Genomic DNA, 14806 nt, shown 5'->3' on the forward strand with positions numbered 1-14806 from the left:
AATGTGTACAGTTTACTAAAACACAATTCAAAAGTTACCCGTTTTGAGTAATTAATACTCAAAAAAAATAAAGATTGTCCATTCGAGTAAAATAGACCATGAAATTCAAATAAATCATAAATCAGAACCAATATCTTACTCGATATGAGTATATTTAAGGACTACTATACTTACCCGTTTAGAGTAAGTCAAACTTTTTGATACTCGATTTGAAAACATTTTGAGGTAATGTCATTATTTTCGTGTTGGTGAGTTACGAAATCGGGGTATGATATGATAGAATTAAGAAAATGATCAAGAGAAGGTGCAATAATTATGGCAGATAACCTTCACGAGAAATTAAAAGCTCTGAGGAATGAAAGGAACTGGTCAAAAACTGAAGTAGCAAAGAGACTGGGTGTAAAGGCATTATCTACCTATGCCAATTGGGAATATGGCGATAGGACACCTAATCCTAAAATGATAAAAGAGATTGCTACCCTGTATGACGTTTCCATCAATTACCTTTACGGTCTACCGGAAGATACTAATTCTGGAAACGACGAAAGGGATTTTCTAAATGCAATCAGTGATCCAGAACTCAAAAGATGGTATTTGGAACTACCTAAATCTAAAGAAGAAGACCTACTAAAGTTGCGGAAAATGTGGGAAATTATTCAAAATGAGGACAAATGAAACGTATTTTAAAAATATGCTTTAATATCCCTATCTTTTATTTTTAGATAGGGTATTATTTTAAATATAAAAGGAACATATGTTTCATCTAGTGAGTAAAGGTGTTGAAGACGAATTGAAAATCTCGAATTTAACTTTCTTGGAGGAAAAGATTTTATCAATTTATCATTCACTAAACATCACAGAGCCAGGTTTTTACAATAGCAAAGAATTGATCAATTCATTTTCCGAAAAGTTTGGAATTAAGACCTATTATTTTGATGAATCAAGCGAAGCAAATAATTTAGGTGGTGAATATCGTATTTTTCTAAATGTAAATCAAAATCCCCAAAAGATATGGCAAGATTTCGCTCATGAGCTAGGCCACATCATTAGACACGATGGTTGTCAGTGTTCAATGGGGATTCCATTTCGGGAATTCCAGGAATGGCAGGCGGAAAGTTTCGCATTCCACTTTTGTGTACCGACATTCATGTTAGACCTCTTAGAACTACCACAACTTCGATGCGAGGCAGTTGAGTTAATTGCAAGGCTATTTAATGTTGAAACCACCTTTGCAGATGTACGATTGGAAAAATGGTTGCAAAGTCGAGAAATCTACTTATAAACAGAACATACATATTTTTTTATGGGGGGGATAAAAACAAATGGCATCATTTCAAAAAAGGGGAAAGACATGGCAATATACGATTAGCCATAAACCGAAACCAATTCGAAAAGGAGGATTCAAAACCAAAAAAGAAGCCCAGGTAGCTGCATCTATAATCGAAGAGGAGTTGCGAAAAGGGATTGTTCCACACTTACGTGAAATACCATTCGATGAATATTTCTTACAGTGGTTACACGATTATAAAACTGATATCGTGGATATTACCTTTGAACGCTATGAGAATACGCACCAGGCAATTGTAGATAGATTCAAAGGAAAAACCATTCAAAGCATCAGTAAACGTGATTATCAGCGATTTCTGAATGAATATGCGCTTACGCATGCTAAAGAGACGACACGAAAGTTAAACATTCATATTCGGGCATGTGTAAGAGAGGCGATTGATGAAGGTATTATTCGGGTAGACTTTACTCGGGATGCCATCGTAACGGGGAATGTAGCGGCAAAGAAACCAGAAGAAAAGCACTTGGGATACGAAGAGACTGAAACCCTTCTCAACGAATTGCACAATCGATTGCACCGGTCACTCGGTTATTATCTGCTGCTACTGGGATTAACGACTGGAATGCGCTTTGGTGAATTAGTCGGTTTGACAAGGTCAGATTTTGATTTTACAAATAATGAAATTACTATCAATAAAACATGGGATTATAAAAAAGGCGAAGGATTTCAACCGACCAAAGATAATTCAGATCGAGTTATTGAAGTGGACAAGGAAACTTTAGGAGTATTTGAAGAATTGTTCGATGCCCCATCTACCGCTCTTCATGATCTTGTTTTTTTTAGTGAGCAATCAAAGTACAGAGTATTGTCAAATGAGGCCATGAATAAACTGTTGCGAAACACGTTGAAATATTTAGGTTTTGATAAAATTAATGAAAATGGAGAAAAACAAACAATTACTGTACACGGCTTAAGGCATACGCATGCCAGCATATTGCTGTATAAAAAAGTATCCATATATTATGTCAGCGAACGTTTAGGCCATGCCACGGTTGATACAACGATGCGGCATTATGCCCATGTAATTAAAGAGTTGAGGGAACAGGATACTAAAATAAGCGTGGATACATTTAAAAACATGAGAACCAAGGTTAAGGAGGGAATAGATGTGTAAAATATGTGTAAAAACTTTTCGTTTTCTATCGTATTCAAACGAATACTCGATAATAAAGAAAACGTCCTAAACATTGATTTAACAACATTTACGGGCGTTTCCCTTCTTTCTTAAATCATTCAAAATCACCTTAAGTATGCCCTCGGCGGGAGTCGAACCCACATTTCAAGCTTCGGAGGCTTGCGTGCTATCCATTGCACCACGAGGACTCTATAGAACCTGCTTTAGCAGACAAGATTCATTATACTAGCGTATTGCCATCTTTGCAACCCTAAAATAAAAGTCGTTATATTTGACCTTTGTTGACCATACTATGTATGATAAAGTTACAGTTAGAACGTGTAAGCGTTTTGACAGGCTGACTAAACTATCCACCTTGAAGGAGGAAATGAAATGAATCTAATCCCTACAGTAATCGAACAAACGAGTCGTGGAGAGCGTGCTTATGACATCTATTCCCGTCTATTAAAAGACCGGATCATCATGCTCGGCAGCGGTATCGACGACAATGTGGCGAACTCCATTGTAGCACAACTTCTGTTCTTAGAAGCGGAAGACCCTGAGAAAGATATCTCCATCTACGTCAACAGCCCAGGCGGAAGCATCACAGCCGGAATGGCGATTTACGACACTATGCAATTCATCAAGCCAGACATCCAAACGATCTGTATCGGAATGGCGGCTTCAATGGGCTCATTCCTTCTTGCAGCAGGAACAAAAGGAAAGCGTTACGCGCTCCCGAACGCAGAAGTGATGATTCACCAACCGCTTGGTGGTGCACAAGGTCAAGCAACAGAAATCGAAATCGCAGCCAAACGCATTCTCTTCTTGCGTGAGAAACTAAACGGTATCCTTTCTGAGCGCACTGGCCAACCAATTGAAGTCATCGCTAAAGACACAGACCGCGACAACTTCATGACCGCTGAACGTGCAAAAGAATACGGCCTCATTGACCATATCATCACACGCAGTGACATGAAAGAAAATACAAAATAATAGTGCCAAAAGCCGACCCCATGGGTCGGCTTTTTTACACGTAAGGGGTTGTTCTAAAGTGAATTTTGGTGGTGGCTTTGGGCTTAAGTGGGGCGATTTTGAGCGTGTGTCGGTGGCTTTGAGCAGAAGCGATGGACTTTGAGCGCGGCGTAGAATTCTTTGAGCGTATACAAAGCACTTGGAGCGCGCAGGCAACTTCTTTGAGCGTGGTGGCAGCTCTTTGAGCGCAGCACTTTCTTCATTCACAAAAAAACCATTCTTTTCCCAACAAAAAAACCATCTCTCATGTCGCTGGACAATTGGAGACGGTTTATCTGATTAGTGTTCATTTTCGACCAGTGTTGCGAGCGAGTCAAGCGCTTGTTCTTCGTCCACGCCTTCTGCGATCAATGTCACGGTTGTGCCACGGGCGATGGCAAGGCTCATGACGCCCATGATGCTTTTTGCATTCACTTGCCGTTGCTCTTTTTCCAAAAAGATATCGGATGTAAAGCGATTAGCTTCTTGCACGAATAATGCGGCTTGTCTTGCCTGCAAACCGGTCTTCATCTTTACTTCAACTGTTTTTTCCGCCATATAGTTACCCTCTCCTGTCTTCTTATCGGATTCCGATGCCTCCACTACGGAGGTTTTCTGCGATTTCTTCAATTTTTCTAAGGCGATGATTGACACCTGATTTACTTACGGTACCACCCGATACCAATTCCCCTAGTTCTTTTAACGTAATGTCTTGGTTTTCCACCCGGAGTTGAGCGATTTCTTGTAGTCTGTCCGGTAATTGGTCCAGTCCAATCGTTTTTTCAATGAATTTAATATTTTCCACTTGACGCTGTGCTGCCCCGATCGTTTTATTCAAATTGGCTGTTTCACAATTGACGAGACGGTTTACACTATTACGCATATCGCGCACAATCCGAACATCTTCAAATTTCATCAATGACACATGCGCACCGACGATACTGAGGAAATCCGAAATTTTTTCGGCTTCTTTCAAGTAAGTGATGTAGCCTTTCTTGCGCTCGATCGATTTAGCATTCAAGTGGTATTTATTCATCAGTTCCACAAGTGCTTCACTATGTTCCTTGTAAATCGAAAATATTTCCAGGTGGTATGAGGACGTTTCCGGATTATTGACAGAACCGCCGGCTAAAAATGCTCCGCGCAAATAGGCACGTTGACAACATTTTTTTCGGACCAACTCTTTGGAAATCTCATTTTTAAATTGAAAGGTACCCGTCAAAATGAGTAAGTCTTCCAGAAGTGGTTTTGCCCCATCCCGTATCCGGCAAATATAGACGTTGTTTTTCTTCAATCTCATCTTTTTCCGGACGAGCAGTTCCACCTTGTAATTATATAATATTTTTAGATTGGAGTATAACCTTCTTGCAATTGCAGCGTTTTCCGTTTGCACATCCAGGCTCAATTGCTTATTTGAAAAAGACAGGACTCCATTCATTCTGATAAATGCAGCTACCTCTGCCTTTATGCAGCATTTTTCCACTTCCATTTGCGTCAACTCTTTTTTGACTTCAGAAGCAAAAGACATGATTCTTCCCCTTTCTCGGCGACGATCACGTCCGTTCCGTCGTTATCGCATTTTCCATATACTCCATCAACCACTTTGCCACTTTTTCGGAATCATGCAACATATTTTTCCCAATCCTTACCCCAATATCTTTGACGACGATATGAGGAACAAGTTGCTGTAATGTCTCAATATCATTTTCAACTTGCCAAGGAGGGCCTTCACTTTCTCCATTGCCCGATGTGATCGACAAATCGGTTCCATTTAACAAAATGGCGTCGATAAACGGCTCGCCCGCGTGGTCATACAGTGCTTGCACATGTTCTGACGCCGTGTAGCGATGCGTTTCGCCTGCTTGCGTCGCCAAGTTGTTAATATACACCTTTTTCGCCTCACATGCCAGTACTGCTTGACGTATGGCAGGGACAAGGATCGTCGGCAATATACTTGTATACAGACTCCCGGGCCCAAAAATGATCAGATCTGCGGCTTTGATTGTCTTGACCGTTTCCGGCAACGGGTCGACTTCCTGAGGAGAGATGAATACCCGACGTATTTTATGTCCGTAAACAGGGATTTTCGATTCGCCTGTTATGATTGAACCATCTTCCAGTTCGGCATGCAATGTAATCCGTTGATTCGCTGCTGGAAGAACTTTCCCTTTGATATTCAGCACACGACTCATCTGCTCGACTGCTCGGGCAAAATCACCAGTAATATCCGTCATCGCTGCCAGAATCAAGTTCCCAAGCGAATGACCTTTCAAATCTTCAGCCGTTTGAAAACGGTATTGGAACATTTGTTCAATCAGCGGTTCGACATCTGAAAGCGCTGCCATCACCTTACGGACATCTCCTGGTGGTGGAATATCGTATTCACCAAGAAGCCTGCCCGAACTCCCTCCGTCATCCGCTACGGTCACGACTGCGGTCAAATCAATCGGGTATTGTTTCAACCCGCGCAGTATAGTAGACAATCCGGTCCCGCCACCGAAAACGACGATTTTTTTCAACTTCCCGGATCGTGACATAGCGTCAATCCTTTCTCTTCTCAATATCCCGATGGGTGATGAATGTCCGGTATTCCTCTTTGAACCGTCCTCCGAAAAACTCGGCAAGTGTGACAGAACGATGCTGGCCTCCCGTACACCCGAATGCAATGACCACTTGGGATTTACCTTCGTTTTTATATTGCGGAATTAGAAATTTAAATAAGTCCGTCAATTTGTCAATGAGCATTTGTGTATCGTTCCACTTTAGTACATAATCATAGACTTCTTTCTCTAAGCCTGTCTTCGGTTTCAATTCTTGAATGTAGAAAGGATTCGGCAGGAAACGCACATCGAAGACGACATCCGCGTCAATCGGCATCCCATGCTTAAACCCGAACGACAAGAAATTCAGCGTAAAGCTGATATCCTCTTGCGAAGAGAATTCCGAAATGATCTTTTCCCGTAAAGCTCTTGGCTTCAAATTAGAGGTATTGATGATTGTGCGAGCACGGCCCCTCATCTCAGATAACAGCAAGCGCTCCTTCTGGATCCCTTCAAGTGGCAAACCACCTTCAGCCAGCGGATGGGAACGCCTCGTTTCTTTATAGCGTCTGACAAGCGTTTCATCTTCCGCATCGAGAAATAAAATCCGGGATGATACTCCTTCCATCCGCAACAGATTATCGAGTGCACCGATCAAGGAGTCGAATAAGTTCCCTCCTCGCGTATCCATAACGGCGGCAATCCGCCTCATACGATTTTCCGATTTCATCATCAGATCAAGAAATGTCACGAGTAATTCCGGTGGCAGGTTATCGATACAATAGAAGCCTAAGTCTTCAAAACTTTGCATCGCAACCGTCTTGCCAGCCCCGGACATCCCTGTAATAATGACGATTTCCACGTCACTATTAGGTGCCTCAACTTCCGTCATTCCCATCACCTTCCATTGAGTTCTGAATCGTTTCCTTCAACAGCTTGAACTCCCCAGTATAATGGAATGTCCCATATTGTACGCCCTGTTGGGAAACCGCAAAAAGAAGATTCCTTCGGTCTCCTTCCGCCATCGGCAATGTGTGCAAACTTGCGACAGGATGCCATTCAAGTATCCCTTCGACTGTCGTTTCAAATGGTTCACCAGAAAGGTCATGCGCGACAAACGTATAGAGCATCCATTCATTGATCGTATGCTCGCCCGTTCCATCGGTAATCACCATCGTATAGACGCCCTTCAAATGCGGATCAATTGGAACAGCACCGGTCTCTTCGGTGAATTCCCGAACTGCCGTTTCATAAATTGACTCGCCAGGATCCATTTTTCCGCCTGGGGCCACATACCAACCGCGTCGGGGCTTTTTCAACAATAAAACCTGATCGTCTTTGACGACGAGTAAATTTACGATTCTTTGCATTTGTATACCCTCACCTTTGCCAATTACGCTTCAGCGTAATTTTGTCCAAATTTTGAATTGCGGTTACGCGCATTGAGCTTATGGCCCCAGACGCCCGGGTCACGAGTCAACACCACCGTACGATCAAGAACGCCGCTACGCAGGCTCGTCTTTTGCCTGTTCCATCTAAACACGCGCCCTTTTTTGGCGCTGATTGACTACAAAATTTGTGACATCCGCTAGAGGCTTAGCTTGAATCAGCAAATGTCTTTGTACTGAAAGTGAAGCGTTCACTATCAATTACGCCGGAGGCTTTATCTTCGTTTAGCGTGCGTTTGAACATCCGCTGAACAGGAAACAAAACCACAAACACTCACCACCTATAGAAGTGGGAGTCTGCTGCTGAATGAAAATAAGGAGTTCTGTCTCCTTCTTGATCTCTATTTTACCACTCATCCCGCCACTATTGTGAAGCGAGATGGCTTTTGCTGATTCAAATTGTACGCATAGTACTAGTATACATCCTAGCCACGTAAAACGACATAAAAAAAGCCTTAAAGTTCTGTCAAGATCTGTATTCTTTGAATTCTTTTACCTACTGACGATAAAAAGGACTGTCTCCCCGGGATTCCCGGGGAGGCAGCCTCAAAAATTGTTTTATCAAAAGGGGGGTCAATTGATAATATTAGTATACCTTTACGATGTTGCAAACGCATTACATTCACATTAAAGATATATTAAATCATTCAAGCCTCCGTCACTAATGACTCCATCAATTCCTCGACATATTTCTGTACGGCTTGCGCAGCAATACTGCCGTCGCCAGTAGCGGTTACGACTTGGCGCAATAGTTTTTCACGAACATCTCCTGCCGCAAAAATCCCCGGCACGGAAGTTTCCATAATTTCATTCGTTTCGATATAGCCATTTTCATTGAGGATACCTAATTTTTTAAACGGTGCTGTCAATGGGTTCATACCGATATAGACGAACATGCCATCCGCTTCAAATTCTCTTTCAGAACCGTCCACTGTCGATACAAGCGTAACTGAACCAACTTTGCCATTATGCTCATTCACTTTTTTCACAGTCGAATTCCAGATGAAGTCGATCTTGTCATTGGCAAATGCACGGTCTTGCAAAATCTTTTGGGCGCGCAATTCATCACGTCTGTGTACAATCGTCACTTTATCCGCGAAGCGTGTTAAATAAGCTCCTTCTTCAACTGCAGAGTCGCCTCCGCCCACTACGACGAGCTCTTTCTTGCGGAAGAATGCACCGTCACAAACTGCACAATAACTTACACCGCGACCGGTTAACTCATCTTCACCCGGAATGCCCATCTTTTTATATTCTGCACCTGTTGCGATAATAATCGCACGTGTTTTATATTCTTTCGGGCCGACAACAATCGTTTTGTAACTCTTTCCATCAATTACATCCGTTACATCGCCGTAAGCATATTCTGCACCGAATTTTTTTGCATGGTCAAACATTTTTGTTGAAAGTTCAGGCCCTAAAATCGTCTCAAACCCAGGATAGTTCTCGATCTCTTCTGTATTTGCCATCTGACCACCCGGTACACCGCGTTCCAACATCAATGTCGACAAATTTGCACGGGATGTATAAACTGCAGCCGTCATGCCCGCAGGACCCGCTCCAATAATAATGACATCATAGATTTTCTCGGTTGTCATATAAATTTTCCTCCTTGACTAACAATCCTTTTCGTCCCGACGCCATTCCAAATTTGTGACATCCGCCGGAAACCGGATTGAATCAGCTCTACTAAAAGGGTATAAGAATGATGAAAACCGTTCAACTTATTTGCTTATGCATCCAATGTATCACTTTTCAAAATGCGGAAGAAACTCGAACAGCTCACCAACATATTTTGTAAGTGTTGGTACCGAAATTCCGAATTCCTGGGCAATCCCCGTTTTCGTCACATTTGAATACCGTGAAGACTGGAACATATAAACAGCAGCGGCAGCAATTGCGACAGGGTTCCGGAATGGATAAGAACGGCTGAGTGCATTTTCGCAAAGCGTGAACCACATTTGAAAAAGATGGGTCGCCTGTTTATCCAACGGGCTATGCTTGGCATATAACAACTCGGTCGTTTCAAGCGCGCGCATAAAAGATTGGTCGAAAGTGGTTTGCGGCATGAAATCATAGTCCAGGCTATTCGCCAAAAACAACTGTTCCAATGGACTTAGCTTTTCCACTTCGATATAGGAAGGATGTGAAATAATCTCCTGCTTATGCCCCGATTTCCCAAGGAGATAAAAACCGAACATCCTTTCACTCCGATAGGCGTTCCGAATTTTCTCCAAGATGAATTCCCTGTTTTGTTCCAATGAATCGGCATCGATATCATTTTGCACACCGAGCCACGGTTCATACCCCGCTTTGGTCGGATCCAATGCAACTAGATGCGCATACGCTTCCCGGGCCACTTCTTCATGCCCAGAAAAATAAGCCGAATGGGAAAGCCAGAAATAATAACCGATGTCTCCGTTAAAACCGCGTTTCTGAAGACTTCTCAGCCAGTTATACGCTTCTTTATGCTTACCGACAAGAGCGAATGTAGCGCCCAGCTTAAAACGATGCTCAAACTGATAGGGCTTGATCTTCAACAGTAAATCTAAAAGATCGACCAGCTCTTCTTCCCTTTTTTCGTAATAATAAAAAACCGCTAAATTGCAGAGGGCATGGATATTCCCTTTGTCACGCTCCAGCACTTCATAAAGCAACTCGCTGGCGCGTTCAGTCTTGCCAATATAGAAATACGCCAATGCCAAATTATTATACGCCGCCCATAGATCGGGTTGTTCGGCAATAATCGACTCGAAAATCTCCACCGCGCTATCAAAATCCCCTGACTCCATAAGACGTCTCGCTTTCTCCTGCAAATAGAAGACCTCTCCTTCAGACATTTCGTCTGAGTCATTAGCCAATTCTTCCTGCTCCACAAAGTCAATGATTTCCATCGCCTCATCCGCTAAAGAACCATGTGGATCAAGGTGTATGTACTGTTCCGCATACTTCTTGGCCTCATGTAACATGCTGAGATGAGCATGCACTTCCGCCAAATAATAAATAGTATCCGCTTCGCTCGGATCGAGTGCACGGGACTTGCTTAACAGTTCTAGCGCCTCGTCGAACTCCCCTTCCTCCATGAGCAGTACACCATATTGCATGAGGATCTTCGGGTTTTCAGGGCTCAGCTCTGCTGCTCTTTTCAAGTATTTATCGGCATCTTCAAAACGATCACGCTGCATCGCTTGCATAGCTTTATCATAATAAAATTCACCATCTGGTATAAACGAAATGATTTTTCTGTCACGTAATTTATGTTTTTTGTCCAATCATATTCCCCCGAAAAAAGAAGAAGGAACGTACGATACGCCCCTTCTCGTATTGTTGCCTATTATAGCATAAGTTCCACGATTGCTATCCGTTTTCTCGCATTCCCGTTTGTCGATCTTTCATCTGTTGCGCTGTAAAAATGATTTTCACAGGGTTTCCGCCTGCGAAAACCCCCGGTGGAATATCACGGTTCACGAGCGAAGCCGCGGAAATAATCGCACCGTCACCGATCTTCACACCCGGTAGAATGGTCGTATTGGCACCGATCAATACATTTTTTCCGATTTCCACATCGCCAATCCGGTATTCATCAATCAAGTACTCATGGGCCAATATTGTCGTGTTGAATCCGATAATGGAGTTGTCACCGACCTTTATCCGTTCCGGAAACATCGTATCTGGCATCACCATCAATGCAAATGACGTCTTCTCACCGACGTTCATTTTCAAAAAGGTACGATATAAGAAATTCTTCATCGGTAAAAAGGGTGTGTATCTTGCTAATTGAATGACTGCAAAGTTTTTCACCACTTTGAAGAACGGCACGGTCCGATACATATGCCAAAGCGAGTTCGCTCCACCCTTCGCCGGATAGCGCTCCGTACGTCTCATTTTTCTTCTCCCCGGATCAATTCCAGCAGGTCGGAAATATGGTGCAACATATAATCGGGTCCGAATGTTTGCAAATGATGCTCCCCTTTTGCAGACCAAGCAACGCCGGCCGTTCGGACACCCGCATTTTTGCCTCCTTCGATATCATGGAAGTTGTCCCCGACCATCAAAGCTTCCTCTTTTTCCGCTCCTAACTTTTCAAGCGCAAGCAAGATCGGTTCTGGATCAGGTTTCGTATGCGTGACATCATCAAATCCGATGACGACATCGAAGACACCTTCTACATCCAGAAGCGCCAACCCTTTTTCAATCATGTCGTTCCGCTTCGTGGACACGATTGCCATTTTCATCCCTGCCGCCTTCAACAATCGCATCGTTTCAGACACTCCATCGAATTCCTTTGCCAGCTCATCGTGCATGGAAGTATTCCATGCGCGATATTCAGCGATCAGTTCCTCCGTCTTTTCAGGGTCAATGGATCCGAATGTTTCATGCAAAGTAGGTCCAAGAAACGGTAACAGATCCTTCCGCTCATATTTTCCCGGATAATGATTACCAAGAACTGTTTGGAAAGTTTGGATGATCAATTCGTTTGTATCGAGCAATGTGCCATCAAAATCAAAAAGCAATGTTGTAATCGGTTTAGGCATTCGTGACTGAAACCTCCTTCCCTTTCTGTTGCTCACTCCGGTTCCAAATGTAGGCAACGACGATAGTCAAGACAAATGCTGTGATGATGCGAATGAGTAACAAAGGCAAGACCGGAATGCCGAGCGGAATGAAAATAAGCGTATCTTCAATGACCGCATGGCAGGCCACAAGAAAGATGAAGATGAGTGTCGCATCCTTTTTACTCACACCATCTTCTTGAACGGCTTGGATCATAATGCCCGCTCCATATGCCAGCCCGATCGTTAAACCGGCAACCAATGTCAATGAAGCATTCGGCTGTACACCGATCACTTTTGTTAAAGGTGCAAGCTTCTCCGAAAACTTCTGCAAATAATTACGATCTTTTAAAAATTGAACGACAATCATCAAGGGTATAACGATAAGTGCGAGTTGCAACACCCCGAACGATGCCTTTTGCACCCCTAACAAGCCGATTTCCAGCCAGCCGTCCGGAATGATTTCGGTTTTAGGCGCCATTCCATACTGCGCAATTTCCCCACCGCCAGACCAGACGAGATTAATGATGATGCCTGATAGCGCCGCTAGTCCGAGCCGTACGACGAGCACAACCCATAGCTTGACCCCCACTTTCAGAGCAACACCTGTTTCAATGAACAAGTTATGTGAAAATGACAGCATCACCGCGATGATAAATACTTCTTTCACTGTTAAATCGAGTGATAATATGCCCGCAATCCCAGCAAATAAATTGAGTCCATTCCCAAGAACCAATGGAATGGCCGCTTCGCCACTCAATCCGAAAATCCCCATGAAAGGAGCGATCAGTTCAATGATCCAAGGTAAGACAGGCGTATGCTGTAAAACGACGACAAGAATCGTAATCGGGAAAATGACTTTCCCTAGTGTCCATGTTGTTTTCAATCCTGCCTTTAATCCATTTTGTAACGTTCCCAATCTTTTACTACTCCTTTTTATTTATCTTGATAAGTGACATCTATCTTCTGGACATAGCGTCTCACGATAAAAATGACTAGCGCCGCGATAATCGCGACGACGGAGACAAGTTGCGCCGCCCTTAATTCTCCGATGACATATAAGCTATCTGTGCGCATCCCTTCGATGAAGAAACGGCCGGCTGAATACCAGACGAGATAAAACAAAAACATTTCACCGCGTTTCAACGGCACTTTTCGCAGTAAAAGAATGATGATCAAGCCTACGATATTCCAAGTTGACTCATACAGGAAAGTCGGATGGTACGTCACACCTTCAATCGTCATTTGCTGCATAATCCAATCCGGAATAATGGTCGTTTCCAAAAACTTTTCTGAAACAGGTCCACCGTGTGCTTCCTGATTCATAAAGTTGCCCCAACGTCCGATAATTTGCCCGATCAGCAAACCCGCCGCGGCAATATCGACCGTTTTCCAAAAGGAGATGCCTTTCCGTTTCGTATATACATAAGTGGTGATAAATGCTCCGATCAGCGCCCCGTGAATGGCGATTCCGCCTTCCCAAATCCGAATAATCTGTTCAGGATGGTCTTTATAAAAATCCCATGAAAAGATGACATAATAGATCCGCGCACTAATAATGGAAATCGGCACGGCCCAGATGAGCAAATCCGTTAAAAAGTCCTGATGCATCCCGCGTTTCACCATCTCTTTTTGCACGACGATGAACGCCAGTACGATGCCAAGAGCAATCAGAATGCCATACCACCGAACTGAGAATGGACCGAGCTCAAATGCGATCGGATTGATAGCTAGCAATGCAAACATAAATTAACCGTTCCTTTCCATATTAGGGACTTGTGCATTTTGGCCAATCGCTGCATCTAATTTTTTTGTAAATTCTTCCGCAGCATTGACACCTAGTCGTTTCATTCGATAATCCATAGCAGCCACTTCAATAATGACAGACAAGTTACGTCCTGGTCGAACCGGTACAGTAAGCTTCGTCAATTCGGAATCCATGATTTTAATTTTTTCATCATCGATGCCGAGTCGATCATACACTTTGTTTTCATCCCATACTTCCAAATCGACAACGATTAAAATCCGTTTATCACTTTTCACTGCGCTGGCCCCAAACAACGTCATCATATCCACAATGCCGACTCCTCGGATTTCCAGCATATGTTCAAGCAATTTCGGGGCATTACCGATTAGTACATTTTTGGCCACTTGACGAATTTCCACGAGATCATCCGCCACAAGACGATGACCTCTCTTCACCAATTCAAGCGCAATCTCGCTTTTGCCCACGCCACTTTTGCCTGTTATCAAGATGCCGATGCCGTACACGTCGACGAGTACCCCGTGCATGGCAGTCATCGGTGCCAACCTGCCGCTCAAATAATTGGTCAACATTCCTGAAAAACGTGTCGTCGGGACATCCGTTTTCAAGACAGGAATGCCTGTCTTATCGGCCGCTGCTTTCAATTCCGCCGGCACATCCATCTCGTGTGCCACGATAATGGCTGGCGTGCTCGGTGAACAAAGCCGCTCCATCCGATCTTGACGCTCCTGTTCAGTTAATCCTGCGAAAAACGATAATTCCGTTTTCCCTAGAAGCTGCACACGATCCTTTAAATAAAAATTGAAATACCCAGCCATCTCCAGACCGGGTCTCGAAATGTCACTCGTATGTATTTGTCGTTCAATCCCCTTTTGACCAGCTACAAGCTCAAGGAAAAGTTTCTCTTGGACATCTCTCACCGTTACAAAAGACATTTGACCGCCCCCTTTTTCAATCATTCATACACCTATGCCCCATTTTACCACGTCATTTTTCAAATGAAATGATTTAGTATTTGAAATGT

Annotated in this window: 16 protein-coding genes and 1 tRNA gene; 4 read left to right on the plus strand and 13 right to left on the minus strand. The window is 43.4% G+C overall.

Features of this window, described 5'->3' with window-relative positions; all coding sequences use genetic code 11:
- Positions 1-315 precede the first annotated feature (315 nt).
- The 3 genes from ACFPRA_RS22765 (at position 316) to ACFPRA_RS22775 (ending at position 2462) form a co-directional block, all read left to right on the plus strand.
- Entirely contained in the window at positions 316-675 is a 360-nt protein-coding gene (locus tag ACFPRA_RS22765; RefSeq protein ID WP_381439849.1) for a helix-turn-helix transcriptional regulator, read from the plus strand.
- Between the two features lie 79 nt (positions 676-754).
- Positions 755-1282, plus strand: coding sequence for an ImmA/IrrE family metallo-endopeptidase (locus ACFPRA_RS22770; protein ID WP_381439852.1), 528 nt, complete (start codon positions 755-757; stop codon positions 1280-1282).
- A gap of 40 nt (positions 1283-1322) precedes the next feature.
- Positions 1323-2462: a tyrosine-type recombinase/integrase gene (locus ACFPRA_RS22775; RefSeq protein WP_381439854.1), complete on the plus strand. Its 1140-nt coding sequence runs from the start codon at positions 1323-1325 to the stop codon at positions 2460-2462.
- Between the two features lie 137 nt (positions 2463-2599).
- Here ACFPRA_RS22775 and ACFPRA_RS22780 read toward each other — a convergent pair.
- Positions 2600-2671: transfer RNA gene (locus ACFPRA_RS22780), tRNA-Arg, on the minus strand.
- Between the two features lie 184 nt (positions 2672-2855).
- On the opposite strand from ACFPRA_RS22780, the gene clpP reads away from it, so the two are divergent.
- Positions 2856-3458, plus strand: coding sequence for an ATP-dependent Clp endopeptidase proteolytic subunit ClpP (gene clpP / locus ACFPRA_RS22785; RefSeq protein WP_381439856.1), 603 nt, complete (start codon positions 2856-2858; stop codon positions 3456-3458).
- 318 nt (positions 3459-3776) lie between these two features.
- Here clpP and ACFPRA_RS22790 read toward each other — a convergent pair whose 3' ends face one another.
- The 12 genes from ACFPRA_RS22790 to hprK form a co-directional block, all read right to left on the minus strand.
- On the minus strand, positions 3777-4034 hold the full coding sequence (locus ACFPRA_RS22790; RefSeq protein WP_381439859.1) for an HPr family phosphocarrier protein: 258 nt from the start codon (positions 4032-4034) through the stop codon (positions 3777-3779).
- Positions 4035-4056: 22 nt separating this feature from the next.
- Positions 4057-5004: a DNA-binding protein WhiA gene (gene whiA / locus ACFPRA_RS22795; RefSeq protein WP_381439861.1), complete on the minus strand. Its 948-nt coding sequence runs from the start codon at positions 5002-5004 to the stop codon at positions 4057-4059.
- 25 nt (positions 5005-5029) lie between these two features.
- The gene (locus ACFPRA_RS22800; protein ID WP_381439863.1) at positions 5030-6013 is read right to left on the minus strand and encodes a gluconeogenesis factor YvcK family protein; all 984 of its coding nucleotides are present in this window, start codon (positions 6011-6013) and stop codon (positions 5030-5032) included.
- A 4-nt stretch (positions 6014-6017) separates the two neighbouring features.
- Positions 6018-6908, minus strand: a complete 891-nt coding sequence (gene rapZ / locus ACFPRA_RS22805) for an RNase adapter RapZ (RefSeq protein WP_381439865.1) — start codon at positions 6906-6908, stop codon at positions 6018-6020.
- A complete protein-coding gene (locus ACFPRA_RS22810) occupies positions 6895-7386 on the minus strand; it encodes an NUDIX hydrolase (RefSeq protein ID WP_381439868.1) in 492 nt (163 codons plus the stop codon). Before ACFPRA_RS22810 ends, rapZ begins: the two co-directional genes overlap by 14 nt.
- Positions 7387-8111: 725 nt before the next feature.
- The gene (gene trxB / locus ACFPRA_RS22815; protein ID WP_381439870.1) at positions 8112-9062 is read right to left on the minus strand and encodes a thioredoxin-disulfide reductase; all 951 of its coding nucleotides are present in this window, start codon (positions 9060-9062) and stop codon (positions 8112-8114) included.
- Positions 9063-9212: 150 nt separating this feature from the next.
- Positions 9213-10736 (minus strand): tetratricopeptide repeat protein, encoded by a 1524-nt coding sequence (locus ACFPRA_RS22820; protein ID WP_381439874.1) that lies wholly within the window; start codon positions 10734-10736, stop codon positions 9213-9215.
- An 85-nt stretch (positions 10737-10821) separates the two neighbouring features.
- Positions 10822-11349 (minus strand): acyltransferase, encoded by a 528-nt coding sequence (locus ACFPRA_RS22825; RefSeq protein WP_381439877.1) that lies wholly within the window; start codon positions 11347-11349, stop codon positions 10822-10824.
- On the minus strand, positions 11346-11999 hold the full coding sequence (gene ppaX / locus ACFPRA_RS22830) for a pyrophosphatase PpaX (RefSeq protein WP_381439879.1): 654 nt from the start codon (positions 11997-11999) through the stop codon (positions 11346-11348). Before ppaX ends, ACFPRA_RS22825 begins: the two co-directional genes overlap by 4 nt.
- Positions 11992-12936, minus strand: coding sequence for a nucleoside recognition domain-containing protein (locus ACFPRA_RS22835; protein WP_381439881.1), 945 nt, complete (start codon positions 12934-12936; stop codon positions 11992-11994). Before ACFPRA_RS22835 ends, ppaX begins: the two co-directional genes overlap by 8 nt.
- 17 nt (positions 12937-12953) lie before the next feature.
- On the minus strand, positions 12954-13763 hold the full coding sequence (gene lgt, locus ACFPRA_RS22840) for a prolipoprotein diacylglyceryl transferase (protein ID WP_381439884.1): 810 nt from the start codon (positions 13761-13763) through the stop codon (positions 12954-12956).
- Positions 13764-13766: 3 nt separating this feature from the next.
- Positions 13767-14717 carry an HPr(Ser) kinase/phosphatase gene (gene hprK / locus ACFPRA_RS22845; protein WP_381439886.1) on the minus strand — a complete coding sequence of 317 codons (951 nt, stop codon included), beginning with the start codon at positions 14715-14717 and terminating at the stop codon, positions 13767-13769.
- Positions 14718-14806: the final 89 nt, after the last annotated feature.

It is taken from the genome of Sporosarcina soli, from assembly GCF_042655805.1.
Classification (GTDB): Bacteria; Bacillota; Bacilli; order Bacillales_A; family Planococcaceae; genus Sporosarcina; species Sporosarcina soli.